The following is a 23,098-nucleotide window of genomic DNA, read 5'->3' as shown; positions in this document are numbered from 1 at the left end:
TAACAGCTCTCCGACAGGGCTCGGGCGTTCTCGTGGGCGAGGAGACACCTATGTCACGATTGACCCTTAACGCAGTGCACCCGAGGGGGAGTTGCATGTACGGCGGCAAGGAGGCCGGGGTACGGGCGTCCCTGGCGGTGGTGGGGGCGGTCCTGCTGTTGGCGGGGTGTTCGTCCGCGGGGGGCGGCGGGGGCGAGAGCGAGGGTGCCGGATCCGGGGTCACCCGAGGGCCCGGGAATCCCGACCCGTTCTGGGTCAACCCGGCGGGCAGCGCGGCCGAGCAGGTCGCCACGTACGTCAAGGCGGGCAGGAAGGACGACGCCGAGCAGATCCGCAAGATCGCCGAGCGGCCGACCGGCGAGTGGATCGGGCCGGAGAACCCGGAGCGGGAGGCGCGCGGTTTCACGCAGGCCGCCCAGCGGGCCGACCGGTCCGCCGTACTGGTCCTCTACAACATCCCGCACCGCGACTGCGGCCAGTTCTCGCAGGGCGGCGCCGCCGACGGCGACAGCTACCGGACCTGGATCGACGGGGTCGCCCGGGGAATCGGTGACCGGCCCGCCACGGTGGTCCTGGAGCCGGACGCGATCCTGCACCTGGTCGACCAGTGCACTCCGGCCGCGCTGCGGGAGGAGCGCTACTTCCTTCTGAAGGAGGCCGTCACCAAGCTCAAGTCCCTGAAGAACACGAAGGTGTACCTGGACGCGGGCAACGCGGGCTGGGGTCACCCCGACCAGATCTTCCAGCCGCTCGAACGGGCGGGCGTCGATCTCGCCGACGGCTTCGCGGTGAACGTCTCCAACTTCTACTCGACCCGGGACTCGCTCGCGTACGGCAAGCGGCTGTCCGCGAAGGTCGGCGGCAAGCACTTCGTCATCGACACCAGCCGCAACGGCAACGGGCCGTACACGGCCGGCGAGGCCGACGAGAACTGGTGCAATCCGCCGGGACGCGCGCTGGGTGAGAGCCCGACGACGAAGACCGCCGATCCGCTCGTCGACGCCTATCTGTGGGTGAAGCGGCCGGGCGAGTCGGACGGCACCTGCAAGGGCGGTCCGAAGGCGGGCGACTGGTGGCCCGAGTACGCGCTCGAGCTGGCGAAGGCCTCCGAGTGAAGGCCTCCGAGTGAAGGCTTCCGCGGGAAGACCTCCGAGTGAGGGCCTCCGAGCAGCGGCCGGTACGTGACCGGGGGCGCCCTCCGCCGTCGCGCGGAGGGCGCCCCCGGTCATACAGGCAGGCCCCGGTGGATCAGGGAACCCTGACCCACCGGGCCTCGGACGGCGTTCCCTGGTCGTCCGTCACGAACAGCATGTACCAGCCGGACTCCACCAGGTTCCGGTTCTTCGGCACGGTCACCGTGATCCCCTTCGCCGTCTTCCTGAAGTCCAGCGCGATGGAGCGCTGGTCGACGTCGGTGACATGGGTGGACGCGCTCGGCCGGATCAGGCGGGCCGTCCTGATGGACGAGGCGTGCGCCGTGGCGAAGGTCGCCGAGCCGCCGCGCGCGACGGTCTTCGGGCCGCCGGCCAGGCCGGGCCGGGAGTCGCGGTAGAGATACGGCGGCGTGTAGATCTCGATGCGCTGCTCGAACGTGGCGGGCTTGGTGTCGGCCTTGTCCGCGTAGAGCGGGTTGGAGCCGAAGAACATCACGCGGCCGTCGGGCAGCAGGATCGAGCCCGAGTGGTAGTTGCGGCCGACCAGGGGGTCGGCGACCCGGTCGAAGGTGTGGGCGTGGGGGTCGTAGATCCGTGCCTGGAGGATGTCGGAGGCGCCGCGCCCGCGGTAGTCCTCGGAGCCGCCGGACACCAGGACGGTGTCGTCGGGCAGGATCGAGGACTGCGGATAGCGGGTCCCCTTCTCCAGCTCGGGGCCGTCCACGAACCTCGGGTTCCTGTCCTTGAGGTCGATGAGCCGGGTCTTCCTGCTGGAGAGCCTGGACTCGCCGACTCCGCCACCGCCGATCACCAGGTACTTCTCGTCCTGCGCGGGCGGCAGCAGCACCGTGCCGGAGGTCTCCATCATGGTGGGATCGCTCAGGCCGGGCAGTCTGGTGAACCTGTTCGCCGCCACGTCCCAGACGCCGGGGTCGCGGCCCACGTCGTCCGGTCCGTAACCGGCGTTCGAGCCCGAGTAGAACATCTTGCCGTTCTGCATCAGGCTGATCGCCGGATAGGTCGGGAACTGACGGATGCCCTTGGTGTACGTCCACTTCCTGGTCTTCGGGTCGAAGACCTCGTTCTTGCCGGGGACCAGCTGGCCGATCTCGTCCAGGCCGGAGAGGCTGAGGATCCTGCCGTCGCTCATGGTGGTCAGGGTCGGGTACCAGCGGGCCTCGTTCATCGGATCGACCTTGATGTACCGCTCGGCGACCGGATCGAACTCGAACGCGTCCCTGATGCCCTGGAAGTCCTTCTTGTCCAGGGCGAGTTTCTGGGCGATGCCGTACGTGTTGCGCGCGTCCGGGCCCGTCAGGCCCCGCACGCGGTAGTTGTCCTGGGTGCCCGTCTCGTACCGCCGGCCGCTTCGCTGCGCCTCGACGTAGATCCGGCCCAGGCCGGGGTCGTTGCGCAGGAACGCGCCGGTCGCCCGGTCGAAGACCTTCTTCGCGCGCGGGACGAGCACCGGGTCCTTGGAGACGAACGTCCTGCCGTTCTCCTTGCCGGTGAACCGGGTGCCCGCGGGCAGCGTGACCGGCTTGTCGGGGTTCTCGTTGTGGACGACCATCAGGCCGCCGGCCTTGGTGACGTCGCCCTTCAGCGTCTCGTAGCGCTTGGTGCCGCCGGCGATCAGGAGATTGCCGTCGGTGAGCTGGGTGTGGCCCGTGCAGAACAGGTCGGCCGGCGTCGGGACCGCCTTGACGGTCCCCTTGACCGGATCCCAGAGCCGCGTGTCGAACTTCTTCGCGTCGAAGTTGTCCTGGTTGTTGCCCGAACCCGCGACCAGCAGGACCTTGCCGGTGTGCAGCAGGGCCGCGTGGATGGTGTTCAGGCGGTACCGCCTGGGGAACCGGACGACGTCCCAGTGACCGTTCTCGGCTTTGTACTCGGGCTTGTTGATCGTGTACTGGTGGTATCTCTCCGTGCTGAAGCGATAGACCCACGGGCCGTTCATCCCGGCCAGGGCGAGGACCACCGCCCCGCCCATCGCGAGACGGCGAGCGCGGCGGATGCGGGCACCGTCCTTCATTTCTCGCGTCCCCCAGGGGAAATCCGCACGGTCTGTCCGGTGTCCTCCCGCGCCGCCGCCCAGCCGGGCGTGTGCTGAGGCGCGTGCGGGGCGTGCTGCTCCTGCCGCGGCACGGAGGACCGCGTGGGCAGGGGAGCGGGCTCCTCGGACGGGACCGGGGGCTTCCTCCTGGCCTGGCGCAGAGTCCACTGCCAGGCCAGGATCGGCGAGGCCGTGATCAGCAGGGCGAAGCAGGCCCAGGTGATCATCGCGGGGTGGGAGTGCCCGAGCAGGAGTCCGGCGACGATCGAGCCGGCGAAGACCAGGATGAAGAACAGGTGGATCCGGAAGGTCCCGAACAGTGTGTCCGGGCTCGCCGAATCCCCCTTGGGGGTCACCACGAACCTGCTCCCGCGGCGCAGCACGGCGTCCATCAGCGAGCGGGCGTAGACCGGCGCGGAGAGCGCCGACATGATCATGCCCGCGACGCCGCCGGAGCCCTCGGGCTCGTGCGGGGAGACGTTGTGGCGGCGGTTCCACACGTACAGACCGATCTGCAGCGCGGAGGCGTTGCCGTACAGCATCAGCCAGACCGTCGGGTCGATGTTCACGCCCGAGGCGCCCAGGCCCAGGAACAGCGCGCAACTCAGCGCCGCGAGGATCCAGTTGAGGGCCGACATCGGATAGAAGATGATCATCATGGTGTAGTTGAAGAGCTTGCTCGGCGGCAGCGAGAAGAAGCCCTTCCAGTACTGCTTCAGGATCGTCTCGTACGTGCCCCGTGACCAGCGCAGCTGCTGGGTGAAGAAGTCCGTCCAGGCGTTCGGGCCCTCGCCGACCGCGAGCACGTCCGGGGTGTAGACCGAGCGCCACTTGCGCCCCGTGGCCGGATTCCGGTGGCGGTGCATCTCGAAGCCGGTCGCCATGTCCTCGGTGATCGAGTCGTACAGACCGCCGATCTGCTTCAGCGCTTCGATGCGTACGGCGTTGGAGGTGCCCACGAACATCGGCGCGCCGTAGCGGTTGCCGGCCCGCTGGATCAGCGCGTGGAAGAGGAACTGCTGGGACTCGGCGGCCTTGGTGATGGGGTTGTCGTAGTTGCCGTACACCTGCGGGCCGATCACGAAACCGATGTCCGGGTCGCGGAAGAAGCCGAGCATCCGCTCCAGGTAGTTCGGCAGCGGCACGTGGTCGGTGTCGACGGAGGCGAAGAAGTCGTACGCGTCGCCGTGCGCCTCCAGCCAGGCGTTGTAGTTGCCGTGCTTGGTCCTGGCGCGGTGCGGACCCTTGGCCCGGTTCCACTTCGCGACGCCCTTGCGGGAGAAGTGGTGCACGCCGAGGCGCTCGCAGACCTCCTTCACCTCGGGGTCGTCGCCCTCGTCGAGGAGCCAGATGTGCAGAAGGCCCCGGTGGCGCAGCCTGACGGCCGCCTCCAGGGTCTTCGTCACCATCGCCAGTGGCTCCTTGCCGGGCACGAAGGAGGTGAGGAAGGCCACTCTGGTGCCGGTCTCGGGCACCACCGGGATCGGGTCGCGGGCGACCAGGGTCGCGTGTGCGTTCGAGAGCACGTTCATGCAGCGGAAGAACTCGATCAGACCGATCGAGACGAGCATCACGGTGTCGAGCACCGGCAGGAAGTCGTGGGCCGGGTAGTCGCGTTCGGTCCAGTGCTCCGGCTGGAGCAGCCAGCCGAGCAGGACCAGCGAGAGCAGCGGCGCCGCGCCCAGCATGAGGGCGGCCCGTACGCGGTGCGGCTCCTGGGACAGCAGGGAGCGGTACTGCACCGTGTACCGCTTGCCTGGATCGGGCTGTGTGAGGGGCCCGGCGAGCCTGCTGTAGTGCTCGTAGTCGTATCTCGGCAGGGTCTTCTCGATCCTGCCGGGGCCACCGGTCCGTTGTGGCGGCACCCGGAGCCGGGCCGTCCCGGACGCGTCGAAGTCCTGTCGGGCGCCTGTCGGCGTCGACGTCATGAGTCATTCCCCCCACACGCACGGTCGCGTGCGTGTCCGTCGGTTCTTGTCGCCCGCTCGGATCCCCCTCGACCGTCACGGACGCATGCTGGCAGGCGGCGTCACCGCTTCGTCCACACTCAGGAAGACCACGGAAACGCGACCATCCGGTTGCACGGCGCCCCCTCGGCACCCGTTCGTGAGCGGGGCCCCCAGCCCCCCACGGACGCAACCGGCCGAACCCCCAACTGCCGTATAACGGCAGTCCCTTGCCGCCCAGGGTTCTACGGCGCCCGCCATGATCGCAAGGTGTGAAACGCGGTGTTAACCGGTCATACGATCTAATTGGGACGTCTGTACGAAGAGGGGACGTCTCCGTACGACGAAGGGCCCCTCGCCTGTGGCGAGGGGCCCTTCTGTCGGTGCGCCGCCAGGGACTCGAACCCCGGACCCGCTGATTAAGAGTCAGCTGCTCTAACCAACTGAGCTAGCGGCGCCTGCTGACCCGAGAACCCTACCCGATGCGAACGGGTGCTCCCGACCGCGGTGCGGCCCCGGCCGCCCATGGGTGGCCCCGTACATCATTCGGACCGTCAACATGCGACACCGGATGACAGTTGAGAAACTGACGACTGTGCAGAAAAGCGGAGATTTCTATCTGGAGTGTGAGGGGCGACGCATGGAGACTCCGGTATTCGAGGAATTCGAACCCGCGAGTGACTGCGATTGCCCCGGATGCGTGCGCGGGCGGCGTTTCCCGGCCCCTTCCGTGCTCCCGGGACCGCTCGGCCGCCCGGTGTCGCACAGGGCCTTCGTGATCGCTGCGGCGGCGGGCGCGGCCCTCGTCGCGGTCCCGTCGGTGCCGGCCGTCGCCGTCGCGCACGGACCCGCCCGGCCGGGCGACCCCGCAGGTGACGAGCCCGACACGCCGCAGGGCGGCGAAGCTCCGCTGCATGGGCCGGCCGGCAGTCCCGCGAAGCCGGGGACCGGGGTCGAGGTGCCCGCCACCACCCGGGCGGCGATCATCAACCGGGCCAAGAAGTGGATCACCGCGCAGGTGCCGTACAGCATGAGCGCGTACTGGTCGGACGGATACCGGCAGGACTGCTCCGGATTCGTCTCGATGGCCTGGAATCTGCCGGGAAACGAATGGACGGGCAGTCTCCACTCGTTCGGCGTACGCATTTCCCGCGATCAGCTGCAACCCGGCGACATTCTTCTCTTCCATAATCCGGCGGACCCCCAGAACGGTTCGCACGTCGTGCTTTTCGGCGGCTGGACGGACTACACGCACACGTATTACATCGCCTACGAACAGACCCGCCCGCGCACCCGCAGGCAGTCCACGCCGTACGCGTACTGGAGCAACTCGACCCACTATCTGCCCTACCGTCACAAGGGGCTGGCTGACGGCGCGAGCGGCGCGCAGTCCTCGGTACCGGGTACCAAGGCCGCCCCCTACCCGGGCCCGTCCGCCTTCGGCCCCGGTACGAACAACGCGTACGTCACCCAGCTGGGCCGGCTCCTGGTGGAGCGGGGCGGGCGCCGCTTCTACACCTCGGGACCGGGGCCGCGCTGGTCGAACGCGGACCGGCGGGCCACCCGGGCCTTCCAGCTCGCCCAGGGCTGGAAGGGGACCGGCGCGGACGGACTGCCGGGGCCGCGGACCTGGTCGTACCTGGTGGAGAAGAAGGGCAGGGACATCCCGCCCGCGGCGGGCGCGACGGGCACGACGGGCACGACGGGCACTGCGAGTACGACGGGCACTGCGAGCACGACGGGCACGACGGGCACGACGGGCACGACGGGCACGACGGGCACGACGGGCACCGCGAGCACCGCGGGGGCGGGCGGGGCGCCGTCCGTCGCCGTTCCCGCCTTTCCCGGGCGCGGGACGTTCCGGCCGGGTGCGCGCAACGCGTTCGTCACCCTGCTCGGAAAGCAGCTGGTCAAGAAGGGTTTCGGCGCCTACTACGCGCACGGACCAGGGCCGGACTGGGGCGAGTCGGACCGGCGCGCCGTCGAGGCCTTCCAGCGGGCGCAGGGCTGGCGGGGCGGTGCGGTGGACGGCCGTCCGGGTCCGGAGACCTGGCGGCGGATCTTCTCGTGACCGGGTCCCCGAAGCGGCACGGAACCCGGGCGCGGCGCAGGTCCCCGAGTCGTCACGGGGGTCCCTGACGGGGCCGCACGGCCCACGGTCCCGACGCGGTCCGTGATCGTACTTCCACGCGCGGAGGCATGGAGGCAGGTATGACTTCGACCACTTCACCCACTCCGGAGCCCGAGGGGACTCCGGAGAGCGGTGCCATCCGGTCCGCCCGGCTCATCCACAACGAGGCGACCACCGAGATCCCCGTCCACCTGCTCTTCCGGGACGAGCCCGAGCCGGTGCCGGTCCCGCTCGCGTCCGATGCCGTGGAGCGCCGGCCGGACACCACCGTCCCCCTGCGGGCGCAGGTGCGAAAGGGGGAGCGCGAGCAGCCACGGGTGCGCCGGCCCGCGTCGGGCCGGGCCGCGCGCCCGGTGCCGGAGGTCGATCCCGATCTGGTGGAGCGGCCCGCGCGGGTGCTGCCCGCGGTGGCGGGTGTGCTGGCCGGGGCCTGCGGGGTGGCCGGGTGTGTCCTCACCGCCTGGTGGGCGGGGTCGCTGCCGTCGGCCGCGGGGCACGCGTTCGGGCTGCCCGGGCACGCGGGTGCCGGGCTCGGGCCCACGCAGTTGGGCGCCTACGCCGGAGCGGGCGCGCTCGGCCTGTTCGGCTTCGGCGGTCTGGCCCGCGGCCGGACCGGCCGGGCCTGGGTGCTAGGTCTCTTCGGGGGTTACCGCGGCACGGTCCGGCGCACCGGCCTGATGTGGATCAACCCGCTGGTGATCCGGCGCCGGGCCGACGTACGGCTGCGGCACTGGCGCAGCGAGCCGATGCCGGTGGCCGACGGGAACGGCGTGGCGCTGCGGGTGGTGGTGCTCGTCGTGTGGCGGATCAAGGACACCGCGCGGGCCGTGCTCGGGGTCGAGGACCATGAGACGTATCTGCGCGAGTGTGTGGAGGCGGCGCTGTCGCGGGTGCTCACGCGGCTGCCGGCGGATCTGCCCTCGTCGGTGGTCAAGGACCTGACCCTGCGCAACACCGACGCCGTCGGCGAGGCGCTGACCGGGCTGGTGGCCGAGGAGGCGGCGCCGGTCGGTCTGGAGGTGTTCTCGGCGCAGCCGACCCGGATCGAGTACGCGCCCGAGATCGCCGCCGTGATGCAGCGTCACCGGATCGCCGCCCTGGACGCCCGGCACCGCGACTCCGTGCTCGACTCGGTCGTCGACTCCGTCGAGGACACGGTGACCCGGCTGACCCTGCGCGGGCTGGTCGAACTGGACGACTACGAACGCAAGGCGCTGGTGAAGGACCTGACGGTGGCGTTCTGCACCGGGCGCCAGGAGGGCTCCTAGGGCGTGCAGGCGTCGCGAGGCAGGCGGGGCTTTCGCAACATGCCCTAGTAGGGGCCGCCGTTCGGATCACGCGGCGGGACGCGGGGCGGCTGACCAGGCACCGCGCTCCGGCACCGCCTGGTCCGGACGACGACGGGCTCCGGCCGGTGTGTGATTGGTCTGGACATGTTCAAGAAGGCGCAATAATCTGGGACTTGGTCTAGACCTGAAAACGCGCGCACGGCTCACGAGAACCTCCCCCACGTCCTCCAGGAGCGGCAGCATGCGCATACGGACGACCAGGAACAACGCCAAGTGGTACGCGGCCGTCGTCGGCCTCGCCACCGCGGGCACCTTCGCGCTCTCCACCGGCAGCGCCGGCGCCCACGGCTACACCGACCAGCCCCTCAGCCGGCAGAAGATGTGCGCCAGTGGCGGCACCGTCGCCAACTGCGGTGACATCCAGTGGGAACCTCAGAGCGTCGAGGGTCCCAAGGGCTTCCCGGCGGCGGGCCCCGCGGACGGCCGGATCTGTTCCGCGAACCACACCAACTTCGGCCAGCTCGACCAGCCCAAGACCCCCTCGGGCGGCGCCTGGCCCACCACCAGGGTCACCGGCGGCCAGAGCTACAGCTTCCGCTGGCAGTTCACGGCCGTGCACGCCACGACCGACTTCAAGTACTTCGTCACCAAGCCCGGCTGGAACCAGAACCACGCGCTGACCCGGGCCGACCTGAACACCACACCGTTCCTGACGGTCCCCTACAACGGCCAGCGCCCACCGTCCACCCTCTCCCACTCCGGCACCCTGCCCACCGGTCTGAGCGGACACCACGTCATCCTCGGCGTGTGGACGATCGCCGACACCGCGAACGCGTTCTACTCGTGCGCGGACGTCACGTTCTGAAGGTGCCGAGCCCGGATGTTCTGAGCCTCCCTTGAGGCGCCGGTCCACCCCCCACGGGTAGGTTCCACGCACATCGCCATGACCATGACGATGTGCGTGGAGCTGAACCGACAAACGGGGGAATGTCATGGAGTTCGTTTTCTACGCCGTACCCGCGCTGATCATGACCGGGGCGGTCCTCATGGCGGTCACCGTGATCCGCCGCTCGCTGGACGTGCGGCGCGCCTGGAACAGCGGACTGACCGCGGAGGCGCGCTGTCTGCGCTCGTACACGACGATCGGTGGCGGCGGTGGCGACACCTCCGTGTCCACGACGCTGCACCACGTGTACGAGTTCATGACGCGCGACGGCCGCACGATCCGCTTCGAGGAGCCGAACGGCCCGGCGACGGTCGTCGAGGGCGACATCGTCACCGTCCACTACACCGCCGACCGCCCGGAGAAGGCGACGGCCCACGCGCCGCGCCGGGGAGTGCTGGTGGCGGGCACGGTCTTCGTCCTGGCCTTCTGCTCGGTGGTCATCGTCTTCTGCGTCGGCTTCATGGTGGGCTTCCACGCGTTCTCCTCGGAGTGGGACTCGGTCTGGACGGGAGGGGACGAGTTCGAGGGCGCGGGGCTCCCTTTCTGACGACACGTCAATTATGGTGCGCCTCCATGGGGTTCATGAGGCGAACCGTCGCGGAGCTCGTACTGGAGCGGTGGGGCGACCACCGGCCGGGGCTGTGGTTCGAGGGGCGGGTTCTGAGCCATCACATGGTGACGGCGGCCGCGGCGGCACGGGCCGCGCTCCTCGCCGACCTGCTGCCCGCGGGCGCCGAGCCGCACCTCGGTGTCCTGCTCGACAACACCCCCGAGTATCCGATGTGGTTGAGCGCCGCCGCCCTCGGGGGCGCCGCCGTCGCCGGGATCAATCCGACCCGCCGCGGCCCCGAACTGGCCCGCGACATCCTGCACACCGAATGCCGCGTCCTGATCACCGAGCGGACCCATCTGCCCCTCCTCGACGGCCTCGAACTCCCCGGCGTCCGCGTCCTGGTGACCGGCACCGAGGCGTACGAGGACCTCCTCGCGCCGTACGACGGGGTGCGGCCCGAGGCGTCGTCCGCGTCGCCGGACGACCGCCTCCTCCTCTATTTCACCTCCGGCTCGACCGGTGCCCCCAAGGCCGCGATCTGCACGCAGGGCAGGCTGGCCGCCGCCGGACACTCGCTGGTCGACCACTTCGGGGTGCGCCCGCAGGACACGCACTACATCTGCATGCCGATGTTCCACGGCAACGCGGTGATCGCCGACTGGGCGCCCGCACTGGCGGCGGGCGCGCGCGTCGCGCTCCGGCGCCGCTTCTCCGCGTCGGGCTTCCTGCCGGACGTACGGGCCTGCGGAGCCACGTACTTCACCTACGTGGGCCGTGCCGTCCAGTACCTGCTGGCCACGCCCGCCCGTCCCGACGACCGGGACAACCCCTTGCGGACGGGATTCGGGACGGAGGCCGGAGCGGTCGACGCGGCCGCCTTCGAACAGCGCTTCGGAGTGCGGCTGGTGGAGGGATACGGCTCCTCGGAGGGCGGGGCCGCCATCCAGCGCACGCCCGGCACTCCGGCGGGCGCGATCGGGCGGGCGGCATCCGGCGACGACCTGGCCGTGATCGACCCGGAGACCCGCGCCGAATGCCCGGCGGCCGTCTTCGGCCCGGACGGCCGGCTGCTCAACGGGAGTGCGGCGATAGGGGAACTGGTGAACCGCGGAGCCAGCCCCTTCGAGGGGTACTGGCGCAACCCGGCCGCCGACCTGGCCCGGCGGCGCGACGGCTGGTACTGGACGGGCGATCTCTTCTACCGGGACTCCGACGGCTTCCTCTACTTCGCCGGCCGCACGGACGACCGGCTGCGCGTCGACAGCGAGAACCTCGCCGCCGCGATGATCGAGAACATCCTCGCCCGGTACCGGGGCGCGGCGGCCGTCGCGGTGTACGCGGTGCCGGACCCGGTGGCGGGGGACCAGGTGATGGCGACGGTGGCGCCGCGCGACGGTGTCCCCTTCGACCCGCACGCCTTCGCCGCCTTCCTGGCCGGGCAGCCCGACCTGGGGACCAAGATGGCGCCCCGCTTCGTGCGGATCGTGGAGCGGATGCCGGTCACCGCCACCAACAAGATCCACCGGGCGGCGCTGCGGCGCGCGGGCTTTCGCTGCGCCGACCCGGTGTGGTGGCGGCCGTCCGGCGCGCCCGCCTACCGCAGGCTCGGGCAGGCGGACGTGCGGGGCCTGCTGGCCGAGTACCGGGCGCGGGGGCGCGAGGACCTGCTGCCGGCGGCGCAGGGCTGACGCCACCCCGGATCCCCCCTCGTTCGGACGGTGTGTACCGGTCTGTCCGCACGACCGGCGGAGGCCGTGGTGAGGTCTCGGCCGGCGGAGGAATCCCGGCCGCCCGACAGGGGGAGGATGCACCCGGACACCCGTGTCGCGCGTGCCGAGGACGGTGCCGCGCCGAGGAAAGAGGGATCATGCGTCACCTGATCCGGATCCGGGTCACGGAGGCCGTCGGCGCCGCACCGCCCCACGCGGGCGCGACCGGCCGTCCGCGCGCGCCCCGGAGGGCCCGGTGGGTCCGGACGGTCGGGGCCATGCGGGCCAAGCAGGCCACTCGGACGGCGTGGACGGCGTGGACGGCGCGGACGGTTCATGGCGGCGCACCCGTGACGGCCTACGGGCGTGACGCCGCGGGCGGACCTCGGTCACGTTCTTGTCATGCTCCTGCTGATCGAGGTGCCGGGCTTCGGCGGCTGACGCCGGGACCGGCGGCACACCCCGCCCGTGTCCCGCGGTGACCCCTCCGTCGGTCCCTCCCCGTGCGGCGGTCCGGCCCGGGCCGCCGCGCCCCCTCCCCAGGTGTCCGCCGGACCGTGGTACCCCGCCAAGGCCCGCGAGTTCCCCGGCGACCCGTCCTCCGTCCCCCGAACCGTGCACTCGGCCGGACGGCCCGTCGACCCGCTCCTCGACCCTCGTCAGTCCTTCCCGAAAGGCGTGAGCGCCCATGTCCCCCACGCATGACCGCAGTCACAGCGACGATCTGCTGTCCTTCGTACGCTCCAGCCCCTCGCCGTACCACGTGGTCGCGAACGCGGCCCAGCGCCTGGAGAAGGCGGGTTTCCTGGAGCTGCGCGAGACGGACGACTGGGCGGCCGGCGCCGAGGGCGGCCGGTACGTGGTCCGCGCGGGAGCGCTGCTCGCCTGGTACGTCCCCGAAGGCGCTCCGGCCCGTACGCCGTTCCGGATCGTCGGCGCCCACACCGACTCCCCGAACCTGCGGATCAAACCCGAACCGGACACCGGCACGGCGGGCTGGCGTCAGATCGCCGTGGAGGTCTACGGCGGTGTGCCCTTCAACACCTGGCTGGACCGGGACCTCGGCATCTCGGGACGGCTGATGATGCGGGACGGCTCCAGCCGCCTCGTCCGCGTCGACCGGCCGCTGCTGCGGGTGCCGCAGCTCGCCATCCACCTCGACGGCGGCGTCAACGAAGGGGTCGCGCTGGACCCACAGCGGCACCTCACCCCCTTGTGGGGGCTCGGCGCCACCCGGCCCGGCGCCCTGCTCGGCCGGATCGCCGACGAGGCGGACGCCCGTGTCGCCGACATCCTGGGCTGGGACCTGATGCTGCACGACATCCAGCCGCCCGGCTACCTGGGCGCGGACGAGGAGTTCCTCGTCTCCTCCCGACTCGACAACCAGATCTCCGTGCACGCGGGCATCACCGCGCTGGTCGCCGCCGCGACCGCCGCACGGCCGCCCGCGTACGTCCCCGTGCTCGCCGCCTTCGACCACGAGGAGGTCGGCAGCGGCTCCTGGTCGGGGGCCCAGGGGCCGCTGCTGGAGCGGGTGCTGAGCCGGTCCGTCGGCGCGCGGGGCGGCAGCGCCGAGGACTTCCACCGCGCCCTCGCCGGCGGCTTCTGCGTCTCCGCCGACATGTCGCACGCCGTGCACCCCAACTACGCCGAGCGCCACGACCCGGATCACCACCCGCTGCCCAACGGCGGCCCCGTCGTCAAGGTCAACGTCAACCAGCGGTACGCCACCGACGGCACCGGGGTCGCCGTCTTCGCCGCGGCCTGCGAGCGGGCGTCGGTGCCCTGGCAGCCGTTCGTCTCCCACAACGCCATACCGTGCGGGACCTCGATCGGACCGATCACCTCGGCCCGGCTGGGGGTCCCCACCGTCGACGTGGGCGTACCGGGGCTGTCGATGCACTCCGCCCGCGAACTGTGCGGGGCAAGGGACCCCGGTCTGCTGGCGCGGGTGCTGACCGAGTTCGTCACGGCGGGCTGAGCCGGACCCCGGACATGCGTGAAGGCCCCCCACGGTCGTGGAGGGCCTTCATTCTGTGCGCCGCCAGGGACTCGAACCCCGGACCCGCTGATTAAGAGTCAGCTGCTCTAACCAACTGAGCTAGCGGCGCATGACTCCCGCCTTCCGCTTCCGCGGTCGGCGACGAAAGAAATACTACCTGGTCCGACGGGGTGCTCCGGACCACCCGCGTCGGGTCCGCCTTCCGGTCGGGCGGCCGACGAAGGGCAGGCTCTAGAGGGCGAGCGACACGAGCACCGGGGTCGCCTCGCGGTTCAGGGTGTCCGCGGCCCGGCGCAGCCGGTGGGCGTGTTCGACCGGGAGGGACAGGGCGAGGCAGCCGACCGAGGAGCCCGCGGTGATGGGGACGGCCGCGCAGACCGTGCCGATCGCGTACTCCTGGAGGTCGAGCACCGGCACCGTCGGCGGCTGGGCGTCCAGCCGGGACAGCAGCAGCCGCTCGTCGGTGATGGTGCGCGAGGTGAGGCGGGCCATCCTGTGCCGGGAGAGGTGGTCGCGGCGGGCGTCGAGGTCGAGTTGGCCGAGCAGGCTCTTGCCCACGGCGCTGGCGTGGGCGGAGGAACGGAAATCGACCCATTCGTTGACCGCGGGGGTCGCCGGGCCCTCGGCGCACTGGGTGACCTGCACCTCGCCGTCGATGTAGCGGCTGATGTAGATCGCGGCGCCCACCGAGTCGCGCAGCCGGTCGATGGTCTGCTGGAGCTTCTCGCGCAGCGCCAGGTCACGGCCGTGAGCGGAGTCCAGCCGGCCGAGGGCGGCACCGGCGACGAACACGCCGTCGGTGACCTGCTCGACGTATCCCTCGCGGCGCAGCATCCGCACCAGCGCGGGCAGTCGGTCAGGCCCGAGGCGCGTCCTGCGGGCGAGTTCGGCGTCGGTGATACCGCCGGAGTGCCGGGCCACCGCCTCCAGGACGCGCAGGGCGTCCTGGGCCGAGTGGTACGGCGCGGTCGGCTCGTTCATCAGCGCCACGGTTTCCCCCTGCGCTTCCTGGGTCCTCGGTCCGGACAGCTGAGCTCCTCCACGATAACTGTCAAACGGTGGACGAGGAGGGGCTGTTGACCAGAATGTTCGTCGCCCGCGGTGCTCTCAGCAGCGGCGTGACACCCTGGCATATGCCAGGGTCATGGCCCGTCGGGCATGCGCCGAGGGTCGGACCTCGGGCCTTCCCGCGTTCACTCCTTGTAGTCACAGGACCGCGCTGAGAAATTCCCGGGTCCGTTCGTGCTCCGGATCGCCGAACATCCGCTCCGGCGGACCGGCCTCGATGACACGGCCGGAATCGAACATCAGCACCTGGTCCGAGATGTCACGGGCGAAATTCATCTCGTGGGTCACACAGAGCATGGTGATGTCGGTGGTGCGGGCGATGTCACGGAGGACGTCGAGGACCCCCGCGACCAGCTCGGGGTCGAGCGCGGACGTCACCTCGTCCAGCAACAGCACCTGCGGCCGCATCGCCAGCGCCCGCGCGATCGCGACCCGCTGCTGCTGCCCGCCGGACAACTGGCTCGGGTAGGCGTCGCATTTGTCCGCGAGGCCCACCAGGTCGAGCAGCTCACGGGCCCGCTCCTCGGCCTCGTCCCTGGACAGGCCGAGGACGGTGACCGGCGCCTCGGTGATGTTGCGGAGCACCTTCATGTTCGGGAACAGGTTGAACTGCTGGAAGACCATCCCGATCTTCTTGCGGACCTCACGGATCTGCTTCTCCTCCGCCGGGAAGAGCCGTTCCCCGGCCACCGTGATCGTCCCCTCGTCGGGCTCGGCCAGGGTCATCAGCAGCCGCAGGATCGTCGTCTTGCCGGAGCCCGAGGGGCCGATCAGCGTGACGTGCTTGCCGGGCTCGACACGGAAGTCGAGCCCGTCCAGGACGGTGTTGTCCCCGAAGCGCTTGGTGACCTTGTCGAACCGGATCAGTTCCTGGGTCCGCTGGTGACGGGTGTCGGGGGTCTGATTGTCGATGTCAACGGACAAGACGTCGCTCCAGGGCTCGCAGAAGAAGGGAGGCCGGATAGGAAATGAGGATGAAGGCCACGCCGATGACCGTGAGGGGCTCGGTGAACTGGAAGTGCTCCTGCGAGTACAGCCGTGCCTCGCCGAGCATCTCCAGGACCGTGATCGCCATCAGCATCGGGGTGTCCTTGAGCATGGATATGACGTAGTTGCCCAGCGCGGGCACCACGCGGCGGATCGCCTGCGGCAGGATCACCGCGGTCCAGGTGCGCCGCAGAGGCAGGTTGAGCGCCGTGGCCGCTTCCCACTGACCGGCCGGCACGCCCTCGATGCCGGCCCGGTAGACCTGCATCGTGTACGTCGAGTAGTGCAGCCCGATCGCGACGACCCCGGTGGTCAGCGCGGAGAACGTGATGTTCCACTCGGGCAGCACGTAGAACAGGAAGAACAGCTGCACCAGCAGCGGGGTGTTGCGCACGAACTCCGTGACGGCCCCCACCGGCCAGCGCACCCAGCGGGTCGGCGCCCGCATCAGCAGCGCCCACACCAGCCCGAGGGCGAAGGAGATCAACGAGCCGAGGGCCAGCGCCTTCAGGGTGACCAGCAGGCCGTCCCGGAAGAGCGGCATGAAGTCACCGACCGCGCTCCAGTCCCACGTCATGCGACACCTCCCACGTCGGCCGTCCTGTACCGGGTCATGAGGTACCTCCGCTCGCCGCGCCGACTCCGCTCGCTGAGGCGCGGCGCGTCTCCCGCGCGGCGGCGGGGCGCTCGGGCGCCCTGCCGAGCCCGGCCTTCAGCCGCCGCTCCAGGACGCGCATCAGCCGGGTGATCACGAAGGCGATCACGAAGTAGATCAGCAGGATGTACGCGTAGATCTCCGCGCTCTCCTGGAGCGCGAGCCGCACCAGGTTGCCGCTGAAGGCCAGATCGCCCATGCCCATGATCGAGACCAGGGCCGTGCCCTTGAGCAGCTCGACCAGCAGGTTGCAGAAGGAGGGGATCATCTCGGGCACCGCCTGCGGCAGCAGGATCAGCCGCATCCGCTGCCAGGGCGTGAAGCTGAGCGCGATGCCGCCCTCGCGCTGGGCGGGGTCGACGGCGTTCAGGGCGCCGCGCACGATCTCGCTGCCGTACGCCCCGTAGGTCAGCCCCAGCGCCAGCGTGCCCGCCCACAGCGGGACGAGCTGCCAGCCGAAGGCCAGCGGCAGCACGAAGTACACCCAGAAGATCATGATCAGCGCGGAGGTCCCGCGGAACACCTCGGTGTAGAGGCCCGCGAGGAAGCGGACGATCCACCGCCGGGAGGTGCGTGCGACGCCCACCACGAAGGAGACGGCTCCGGCCACCAGCGAGCCGAGGAACAGCAGCTGGAGGGTGACCCAGATCCCCTTGAGTACGAGTTCCCAGAGTCCCGGGGTCATCCGCGGCAGAGCTCCTTCGCGGTCATGTCGGTCATCTCGGCCCTGGTGAAGCCGAACGGCCGCAGGATGCGGAACAGCTCGCCGCTCTTCTTCATCTTCCGCAGCTCCCCGTTGAAGGCGTCCCGCAGCCGCGTCTCGGCCGAACGGAACGCGAAGCCGCCGCCGTCGACGTGCGGCTTGCCCTTGACCAGGGGCGCGAACGGTTTGGTGCTCTCGGCCTTGCGGGACTTCCCGACCACCTCGCGGACGGTCAGCGCGGTCCCGGCGAAGACGTCGACGCGCCCCGCCTCGACGGCGTTCAGCCCGGCGACCTGGTCGGGCACGATCAGGATGTCGCTCTCCTTGTACCCGGCCTCGACGGCGTACTGGATCTCGGCGTACCCGGTGCCGGTCGCGAACCTGGCCTTCTTCGCCACGACGTCCTTGTAGTCGTGCAGGTCCTTCGGATTGCCCTTGCGCACGATGAAGGCGTCGAGCATCTGGTAATCGGGGTCGGCGAAGATGACCTGCTCGCACCGCTCGGCGTTGATGTACATCCCGGCGGACACGACGTCGAACTGCTGCGAGTTGAGCCCGGGGATGAGCGAGCCGAACTCGGTCGGGACCGGCTGGACGCGGTCGACCCCCAGGCGCTTGAAGACCGCCTTCGCGAGTTCGGGCGCCTCTCCGGTCAGTTCACCGTTCCGGCCGATGTAGCCGAACGGGATCTCGCCCGCGATGCCCAGTCGCACGACACCCTGCGCCCTCAGCCGGCCGAGGAGATCGCCGCCGTCCGTCCCGGCGGCCGTGGCCACCCGGCTGCAGCCCGCGGCGCCCAGCGCGCCGGCCGCCCCGAGCGCCGAGACACCCGTGAGCAGCGCCCGCCGGCTCGGTCCTCGTGTCCGCGCACCGGGCCCGTCTCTTCCGTCATTGCGTAGTGGTGGAGCCATGGCGGCGCGGCTACCCGGGACCACACGATCCATTCACGACCCATTCCGGCCACCGTGCGCCCCGTCCGTCGACGAGGCGCCCTTGACCCCGGCGGGACCATGGAACGCATGACCGAGCGCATGACCGACCGGTACATCGAAGTCTCCCTGGTCAAGCGGGGAGTCCACTGCACGGCCAGACTGCTCGACGACCGGGCACCCCTCACCTGCGCGGCGGTGTGGGACGCCCTCCCCCTGGCCGGTGACGTCTATCACGCCAAGTACGCGCGCAACGAGATCTACGCCCTGTTCCCGCCCTTCGCGGCCACCGAACCCCCGCTGGAGAACCCCACGGTGACCCCCGTCCCCGGCGACCTCTGCTACTTCGCCTTCGCGGGCACCGAGCTGGGCACCAAGGCCTACGGCTACGACACCGACGTGCGCCCCGGCACCACGGTCGTCGACCTCGCCGTCTTCTACGAACGCAACAACCTGCTGCTCAACGGTGACGTGGGCTGGGTGCCGGGCATCGTCTGGGGCCGGATCGTCGAGGGCCTCGACACCATGGCCGAGGCCTGCAACGACCTGTGGCGCTCCGGCGCGCTGGGGGAGACCCTCAGCTTCCGGCGGACGTAGCGAAGCCGGGCGGCGGAGCGACCCCGGCCGCCCCCGCCTCGTACAGCGCGTGCGCCGTCCGCAGGACCAGGTCGTCACGGTGACGGGCGGCGACGATCTGCAGGCCGACGGGCAGCCCCGCGGCGTCGGTACCCACCGGGACCGACGCCGCCGGCTGCTGCGTCATGTTGAAGGGATAGGTGAACGGGGTCCAGCCCGTCCAGCGCCGGTGCCCGGAGCCCTTCGGGACCTCGGCGCCCGCCTCGAACGCGGTGATCGGCAGCGTCGGCGTCACCAGTACGTCGTACGACTCGTGGAAACGGCCCGTGCGGCGGCCCAGGTCCATCCGGACGTCCACGGCGGCCAGATGGTCCAGGCCGCTGAGCCGTGCGCCCTCCCGGCAGATCTCCCGGAGCCCGGGGTCCAGCAACTCCCGCTGCCGCGGCCCGAGTCGCTGCACCACCCGGGCCGCTCCGCCGAACCACAGGGCGTGGAAGGCGTCCACCGGGTCCCTGACGTCGGGGTCGGCCTCCACGACGTACGCGCCCAGGGCCGCCAGCCGCTCCACCGCCCGCCGCACGGCCGCCGCGACGTCCGGGCGGACCGCGACCTGCCCGCCGAGGGACGGCGAGTAGGCGACCCGCAGCCCGCGCACCCCGCCCTCCAGCGCGTCCACGAAGGAACCGCCGACCGGCCCGAGCGCCGACCAGTCACGGGCGTCGGGCCCGCTGATCACGTCCATCATCAGCGCCGCGTCGGCCGCGTCCCGGGTCATCGGCCCCACGTGCGAGAGCGTCCCGAAGGGGCTCGCCGGATACAGCGGCACCCTCCCGTACGTCGGCTTCAGCGCGAAGATCCCGCAGAACGAGGCCGGGATGCGCACACTGCCGCCCCCGTCCGTGCCCAGCGCCAGCGGTCCCGCGCCCAGGGCGACGGCCGCCGCGCTGCCGCCGCTGGAGCCGCCCGCCGTGCGCGAGACGTCGTACGGATTGCGCGTGACCCCCGACAGCGGTGAGTCGGTGACGCCCTTCCAGCCGAACTCGGGTGTCGTCGTCTTGCCGAGGAAGACGGCGCCGTGCTCGCGCAGCCGGGCGACGGACGGCGCGTCCTCGACCCAACCACCCTCCGGGGAAACGGTCTTCGAGCCCCGCAGAGTCGGGCCGCCACGCAGCAGCAGGATGTCCTTGACCCAGACCGGAACGCCGTCCAGCAGCCCCGCGGGCTCGCCCCGCCGCCAGCGGTCCGCGGACTCCGCCGCCCCCGCGAGCGCCGCGTCCGTGTCGAGCCGGACGAACGCGTTCACGGCCGGCTGGACCTCCTCGGCCCTGCGCAGCGCGGCCCGCACCGCGTCCACCGGGCCGAACTCGCCCTTGCGGTAGCCGTCGACGAGTTGGACCGCGGTCAGCTCGGTGAGTTCGGTCATCGGCCTGCCCCTCCAGGAAGTTCGGCGGTTCAGTGTCCGGGCACGTACCCGCGCTTCTTGTCCACCACGTTCGGCAGCGGTCGGCCCGCCTCCCAGCGCTCGTACATCTCCACGAACTGCGCGCCGAGTTCGTCCCGCCAGCCGACCGTGTCCCCGCTCATGTGCGGTGACACGATCAGTCCGGGAACGTCCCACAACGGGCTCGTCGGACCGAGCGGCTCGTGCTGGAAGACATCGAGGGCCGCGCCCGCGATCCACCGCTTCGACAGGGCCTCGGCGAGCGCGTCCTCGACGACGAGCGGCCCGCGCCCCACGTTGATGAAGCGGGCCGACGGCTGCATCATCCCGAAGCGCCGGGCGTCGAACATGCCGTACGTGGCCTCGGTGAGCGGCGCCGCCGAGATCACCCAGTCGGCGCGTGCCATCAGCCGGTCGAGCTCCCCGGGCCCGTGGATCCCGGTCCTCGGGGTGCGTCCCACCAGCGCCGTCGTCACCTCAAGTGCCTTGAGCGACTTGACGATCGCGCGTCCGATCGGCCCGGAGCCGACCACGCAGGCGCGGGTGCCCGCCACCCGCTGCGACTCCCGGTGCCGCCACTCCCGCCGCCCCTGGAGCTCCCAGGTCCGCGGCAGATCCTTCGCCATCGCCAGCACCAGCGCGGTGACGTACTCGGCGATCGGCCGGTCGAAGATGCCCCGCGCGTTGGTCACCACCGTGTCGGACGAGGCGAGTTCGGGACACAGCAGATGGTCGACACCCGCGCTCGCCGTGTGCACCCAGCGCGGCCGCCGGCCCTCGCCCGGCCAGGCGCGCCGCACCGCCCGCGAGGTGAAGTCCCAGACCAGCAGCACGTCCGCGCGTGGCAGCCGTTCGGCGAGCGTCGACTCGTCGGCGTGCTCGATCCGCACCCGGCCGGTGAGCCTGCCGAGGCGGGGGAGCGGTTCGGCGTCCAGGACGAGCAGCGTGGTGCGGTCCCCGGACGCGGCGGCGGACAACGGCGTGGACGCGGTCGCGGACACGGGGCGGGGCGTTCGGGGGAAACCGTTTCGCAATGCGAGTCCGCTTTCCTGAGAGGACGAACCTGCCGGAGGAACCTGCGGGGCGAGCGTACGGGGACGGGAGTGCGGGGCGTGCGTGAGGCGCGGCCGAGGGGGCGAAGCCGGGGGAGCGGGGCGGGGCCGGAGCCGTCTGAGATGCGCGGATTGACCACGCTCGCACCCGAACCTACCTTCGTCAACACGGTGGCGCGCACGGCCTGTTGTCCGTCGGTGCCGCCGCGTGGGTCCCACCTTCCGCCTTCGTGAGGCCGGTGCTGCCATGGACGTCTCCCTGGACATCTCGTTTCTGGGCGGTCCCCGCCCGCAGCGCGGGGTGGGTGTCGTCGCGCCCTTCGACTTCGCCCTCGACCGGGAGCTGTGGCGCTGGGTCCCGGACGAGGTCTCCCTGCACGTCACCCGCACCCCGTTCGTGCCGGTCGAGGTCAGCCTGGACCTGGCACGCCTGGTCTCCGAGCACGAGACGCTCGGCGACGCGGTCCGGGCGCTGAACGCCGTCGCGCCCGAGGTCGTGGCGTACGCGTGCGCCTCGGGCAGTTTCGTGGGCGGGGTCGCGGGCGAGCGGGCGATGTGCGAGGCCATGCGGCGGGCGGGCGAGGTGGCCTCCCTGACCACGTCCGGGGCGCTGCTGGAGGCCCTGGCCGAGCTGGGCGCGCGCCGGATCGCCCTGGTGACGCCGTACACGGTCTCGGTCACCCAGTCCTTGGAGGAGTACCTCGCCGAGGCGGGCACGGAGGTCACCGGGCGTGCCTTCATGGGTCTGACCAGGCATATTTGGAAGGTGCCCTACCGCGACGTGGTGGACATGGCCCGCCGCGCCGTCCGGAACGGCCCGGCGGACGCGCTCTTCATCAGCTGCACCAATCTGCCGACGTACGACGTCATCGCCCAGCTGGAGACGGAACTGAACATTCCGGTCATCTCGGCCAACCAGGTGACGATGTGGGCGGCGCTGCGTCATCTGGGTACCCGGGCAGTGGGCCCGCGCCAGCGGCTGGTCCGGGGACACCTTCCCCGCCCCTCAGGCTCTGGGGGACAGCCCGCGCACGGGGCTCCCGTACTGCCGGAAGAACAGGAAGGCTGGACATGACCGCACTCGGATTCCTCTACCCGGGCCACTCGGCCGAGGACGACTACCCGCGTATGGAGCAGCTCCTGGGCAGCGACATCCGGCTGCCGTTGATCCACACGGACATCGGCGAGGACGCGCACCGGGTGGACGCCCTGCTCGAGATGGGCTCCCTGGCGCGGCTCTCGCCGGGCGTCGAGGAGCTGCGGCTGTCCGGGGCCGAGGCGGTGGTCTGGGCGTGCACCAGCGGCAGTTTCGTGTACGGCTGGGAGGGTGCCCACGAGCAGGTGCGCTCCCTGGCCCGTGCGGCGGGCCTGCCGGCTTCCTCGACGTCCTTCGGCTTCGCGCACGCCGTACGGGAGATCGGGGCGCGGCGGGTCGCTGTCGCCGCGACGTATCCGGACGACGTGGCGGAACTGTTCGCGGACTTTCTCCGGAAGGCCGGGGCGGAGGTGGTCTCGGTGCGGGCGTCCGGGATCGTGACGGGGGCGGAGGTCGGGACGTGGGGTGAGGCGGAGGTGTTCGCGCTGGCGCGGGGTGGGGATCACGCCGACGCCGACGCGGTGCTTCTGCCGGACACGGCTCTGCACACGGTGGCTCATCTGACGGCGCTGGAGAAGGAGCTGGGGAAGCCGGTGCTCACCGCGAACCAGGTCAGTGTGTGGGAGGCGCTGCGGCTGGCGGACCGCCGCGTCAACGCGCCCGCCCTCGGCGCCCTCTTCACCCGGGAGCCGCTGGTCCAGTCCTGAACCTGGGTTGTCTCATCCGTTGCTGGGGGCTCCGCCCCAGACGGGCTGGTGGTGCGGGCCTGGGCTGGAGATCTTCAGCCCGTCCGGCGTTTGAGGACGAG

19 protein-coding genes and 2 tRNA genes are annotated in these 23,098 nt (G+C 71.2%); 10 read left to right on the top strand and 11 right to left on the bottom strand.

Features of this window, described 5'->3' with window-relative positions; genetic code table 11:
* Window positions 1–95: 95 nt before the first annotated feature.
* On the top strand, window positions 96–1,115 hold the full coding sequence (locus HEP85_RS15570; RefSeq protein ID WP_168528286.1) for a glycoside hydrolase family 6 protein: 1,020 nt from the start codon (window positions 96–98) through the stop codon (window positions 1,113–1,115).
* Window positions 1,116–1,248: 133 nt separating this feature from the next.
* On the opposite strand, the gene HEP85_RS15565 is transcribed toward HEP85_RS15570, so the two are convergent.
* The 3 genes from HEP85_RS15565 to HEP85_RS15555 all read right to left on the bottom strand — a co-directional run bounded on the left by HEP85_RS15565 (window position 1,249) and on the right by HEP85_RS15555 (window position 5,611).
* Window positions 1,249–3,186 (bottom strand): kelch motif-containing protein, encoded by a 1,938-nt coding sequence (locus HEP85_RS15565; protein ID WP_329526481.1) that lies wholly within the window; start codon window positions 3,184–3,186, stop codon window positions 1,249–1,251.
* A complete protein-coding gene (locus tag HEP85_RS15560; RefSeq protein WP_168528285.1) occupies window positions 3,183–5,135 on the bottom strand; it encodes a glycosyltransferase family 2 protein in 1,953 nt (650 codons plus the stop codon). Before HEP85_RS15560 ends, HEP85_RS15565 begins: the two co-directional genes overlap by 4 nt.
* A 402-nt stretch (window positions 5,136–5,537) precedes the next feature.
* Window positions 5,538–5,611: transfer RNA gene (locus HEP85_RS15555), tRNA-Lys, on the bottom strand.
* Between the two features lie 182 nt (window positions 5,612–5,793).
* Here HEP85_RS15555 and HEP85_RS15550 point away from each other — a divergent pair.
* The 6 genes from HEP85_RS15550 (at window position 5,794) to HEP85_RS15525 (ending at window position 13,762) form a co-directional block, all read left to right on the top strand.
* Window positions 5,794–7,224 (top strand): peptidoglycan-binding protein, encoded by a 1,431-nt coding sequence (locus HEP85_RS15550; protein WP_369657727.1) that lies wholly within the window; start codon window positions 5,794–5,796, stop codon window positions 7,222–7,224.
* Between the two features lie 140 nt (window positions 7,225–7,364).
* Entirely contained in the window at window positions 7,365–8,552 is a 1,188-nt protein-coding gene (locus HEP85_RS15545; protein WP_369657726.1) for an SPFH domain-containing protein, read from the top strand.
* A 262-nt stretch (window positions 8,553–8,814) separates the two neighbouring features.
* Entirely contained in the window at window positions 8,815–9,438 is a 624-nt protein-coding gene (locus tag HEP85_RS15540; RefSeq protein ID WP_329288029.1) for a lytic polysaccharide monooxygenase, read from the top strand.
* A 127-nt stretch (window positions 9,439–9,565) separates the two neighbouring features.
* Entirely contained in the window at window positions 9,566–10,066 is a 501-nt protein-coding gene (locus HEP85_RS15535) for a DUF3592 domain-containing protein (RefSeq protein ID WP_168528283.1), read from the top strand.
* A gap of 26 nt (window positions 10,067–10,092) precedes the next feature.
* The gene (locus tag HEP85_RS15530) at window positions 10,093–11,760 is read left to right on the top strand and encodes a long-chain-fatty-acid--CoA ligase (protein ID WP_168528282.1); all 1,668 of its coding nucleotides are present in this window, start codon (window positions 10,093–10,095) and stop codon (window positions 11,758–11,760) included.
* Window positions 11,761–12,469: 709 nt separating this feature from the next.
* A complete protein-coding gene (locus HEP85_RS15525) occupies window positions 12,470–13,762 on the top strand; it encodes a M18 family aminopeptidase (RefSeq protein WP_168528281.1) in 1,293 nt (430 codons plus the stop codon).
* Between the two features lie 56 nt (window positions 13,763–13,818).
* Here HEP85_RS15525 and HEP85_RS15520 read toward each other — a convergent pair.
* The 6 genes from HEP85_RS15520 to ehuB all read right to left on the bottom strand — a co-directional run bounded on the left by HEP85_RS15520 (window position 13,819) and on the right by ehuB (window position 18,107).
* Window positions 13,819–13,892 (bottom strand) — tRNA-Lys (locus HEP85_RS15520).
* Between the two features lie 122 nt (window positions 13,893–14,014).
* Window positions 14,015–14,773, bottom strand: coding sequence for an IclR family transcriptional regulator (locus tag HEP85_RS15515; protein ID WP_168528280.1), 759 nt, complete (start codon window positions 14,771–14,773; stop codon window positions 14,015–14,017).
* A gap of 216 nt (window positions 14,774–14,989) precedes the next feature.
* Window positions 14,990–15,775 (bottom strand): ectoine/hydroxyectoine ABC transporter ATP-binding protein EhuA, encoded by a 786-nt coding sequence (gene ehuA, locus HEP85_RS15510; RefSeq protein ID WP_248001944.1) that lies wholly within the window; start codon window positions 15,773–15,775, stop codon window positions 14,990–14,992.
* The gene (ehuD, locus tag HEP85_RS15505) at window positions 15,765–16,415 is read right to left on the bottom strand and encodes an ectoine/hydroxyectoine ABC transporter permease subunit EhuD (RefSeq protein WP_168528279.1); all 651 of its coding nucleotides are present in this window, start codon (window positions 16,413–16,415) and stop codon (window positions 15,765–15,767) included. Before ehuD ends, ehuA begins: the two co-directional genes overlap by 11 nt.
* A 34-nt stretch (window positions 16,416–16,449) precedes the next feature.
* Entirely contained in the window at window positions 16,450–17,178 is a 729-nt protein-coding gene (gene ehuC, locus HEP85_RS15500) for an ectoine/hydroxyectoine ABC transporter permease subunit EhuC (protein WP_168528278.1), read from the bottom strand.
* Window positions 17,175–18,107 (bottom strand): ectoine/hydroxyectoine ABC transporter substrate-binding protein EhuB, encoded by a 933-nt coding sequence (ehuB, locus tag HEP85_RS15495; protein ID WP_168528277.1) that lies wholly within the window; start codon window positions 18,105–18,107, stop codon window positions 17,175–17,177. Before ehuB ends, ehuC begins: the two co-directional genes overlap by 4 nt.
* Window positions 18,108–18,227: 120 nt before the next feature.
* On the opposite strand from ehuB, the gene HEP85_RS15490 reads away from it, so the two are divergent.
* Window positions 18,228–18,722 carry a DUF3830 family protein gene (locus tag HEP85_RS15490; RefSeq protein ID WP_168533658.1) on the top strand — a complete coding sequence of 165 codons (495 nt, stop codon included), beginning with the start codon at window positions 18,228–18,230 and terminating at the stop codon, window positions 18,720–18,722.
* On the opposite strand, the gene HEP85_RS15485 is transcribed toward HEP85_RS15490, so the two are convergent.
* Together HEP85_RS15485 and HEP85_RS15480 are read right to left on the bottom strand one after the other, a co-directional pair.
* The gene (locus tag HEP85_RS15485; RefSeq protein WP_168528276.1) at window positions 18,703–20,124 is read right to left on the bottom strand and encodes an amidase; all 1,422 of its coding nucleotides are present in this window, start codon (window positions 20,122–20,124) and stop codon (window positions 18,703–18,705) included. The two genes, HEP85_RS15490 and HEP85_RS15485, sit on opposite strands and share 20 nt — an antisense overlap.
* A 29-nt stretch (window positions 20,125–20,153) precedes the next feature.
* Window positions 20,154–21,143 (bottom strand): D-2-hydroxyacid dehydrogenase, encoded by a 990-nt coding sequence (locus tag HEP85_RS15480; RefSeq protein ID WP_248001943.1) that lies wholly within the window; start codon window positions 21,141–21,143, stop codon window positions 20,154–20,156.
* A gap of 298 nt (window positions 21,144–21,441) precedes the next feature.
* Here HEP85_RS15480 and HEP85_RS15475 point away from each other — a divergent pair, with 298 nt between their 5' ends.
* Together HEP85_RS15475 and HEP85_RS15470 are read left to right on the top strand one after the other, a co-directional pair.
* A complete protein-coding gene (locus HEP85_RS15475; RefSeq protein ID WP_168528275.1) occupies window positions 21,442–22,269 on the top strand; it encodes an aspartate/glutamate racemase family protein in 828 nt (275 codons plus the stop codon).
* Window positions 22,266–22,997 (top strand): decarboxylase, encoded by a 732-nt coding sequence (locus HEP85_RS15470; RefSeq protein WP_168528274.1) that lies wholly within the window; start codon window positions 22,266–22,268, stop codon window positions 22,995–22,997. The genes HEP85_RS15475 and HEP85_RS15470 overlap by 4 nt, the downstream gene beginning before the upstream one ends.
* The last annotated feature ends 101 nt before the right edge of the window (window positions 22,998–23,098 follow it).

It is taken from the genome of Streptomyces sp. RPA4-2 (assembly GCF_012273515.2).
GTDB classification, from domain to species: domain Bacteria; phylum Actinomycetota; class Actinomycetes; order Streptomycetales; family Streptomycetaceae; genus Streptomyces; species Streptomyces kaempferi.
This window is presented reverse-complemented; position numbering and strand designations above follow the sequence as displayed.

Bases quoted from the DNA above. Each gene is read 5' to 3' on its own strand.
- HEP85_RS15570 (WP_168528286.1), top strand. From the start codon at position 96: ATGTACGGCGGCAAGGAGGCCGGGGTACGGGCGTCCCTGGCGGTGGTG.
- HEP85_RS15565 (WP_329526481.1), bottom strand. From the start codon at position 3,186: ATGAAGGACGGTGCCCGCATCCGCCGCGCTCGCCGTCTCGCGATGGGC.
- HEP85_RS15560 (WP_168528285.1), bottom strand. From the start codon at position 5,135: ATGACGTCGACGCCGACAGGCGCCCGACAGGACTTCGACGCGTCCGGG.
- HEP85_RS15550 (WP_369657727.1), top strand. From the start codon at position 5,794: ATGGAGACTCCGGTATTCGAGGAATTCGAACCCGCGAGTGACTGCGAT.
- HEP85_RS15545 (WP_369657726.1), top strand. From the start codon at position 7,365: ATGACTTCGACCACTTCACCCACTCCGGAGCCCGAGGGGACTCCGGAG.
- HEP85_RS15540 (WP_329288029.1), top strand. From the start codon at position 8,815: ATGCGCATACGGACGACCAGGAACAACGCCAAGTGGTACGCGGCCGTC.
- HEP85_RS15535 (WP_168528283.1), top strand. From the start codon at position 9,566: ATGGAGTTCGTTTTCTACGCCGTACCCGCGCTGATCATGACCGGGGCG.
- HEP85_RS15530 (WP_168528282.1), top strand. From the start codon at position 10,093: ATGGGGTTCATGAGGCGAACCGTCGCGGAGCTCGTACTGGAGCGGTGG.
- HEP85_RS15525 (WP_168528281.1), top strand. From the start codon at position 12,470: ATGTCCCCCACGCATGACCGCAGTCACAGCGACGATCTGCTGTCCTTC.
- ehuD (WP_168528279.1), bottom strand. From the start codon at position 16,415: ATGACGTGGGACTGGAGCGCGGTCGGTGACTTCATGCCGCTCTTCCGG.
- ehuC (WP_168528278.1), bottom strand. From the start codon at position 17,178: ATGACCCCGGGACTCTGGGAACTCGTACTCAAGGGGATCTGGGTCACC.
- ehuB (WP_168528277.1), bottom strand. From the start codon at position 18,107: ATGGCTCCACCACTACGCAATGACGGAAGAGACGGGCCCGGTGCGCGG.
- HEP85_RS15490 (WP_168533658.1), top strand. From the start codon at position 18,228: ATGACCGACCGGTACATCGAAGTCTCCCTGGTCAAGCGGGGAGTCCAC.
- HEP85_RS15485 (WP_168528276.1), bottom strand. From the start codon at position 20,124: ATGACCGAACTCACCGAGCTGACCGCGGTCCAACTCGTCGACGGCTAC.
- HEP85_RS15475 (WP_168528275.1), top strand. From the start codon at position 21,442: ATGGACGTCTCCCTGGACATCTCGTTTCTGGGCGGTCCCCGCCCGCAG.
- HEP85_RS15470 (WP_168528274.1), top strand. From the start codon at position 22,266: ATGACCGCACTCGGATTCCTCTACCCGGGCCACTCGGCCGAGGACGAC.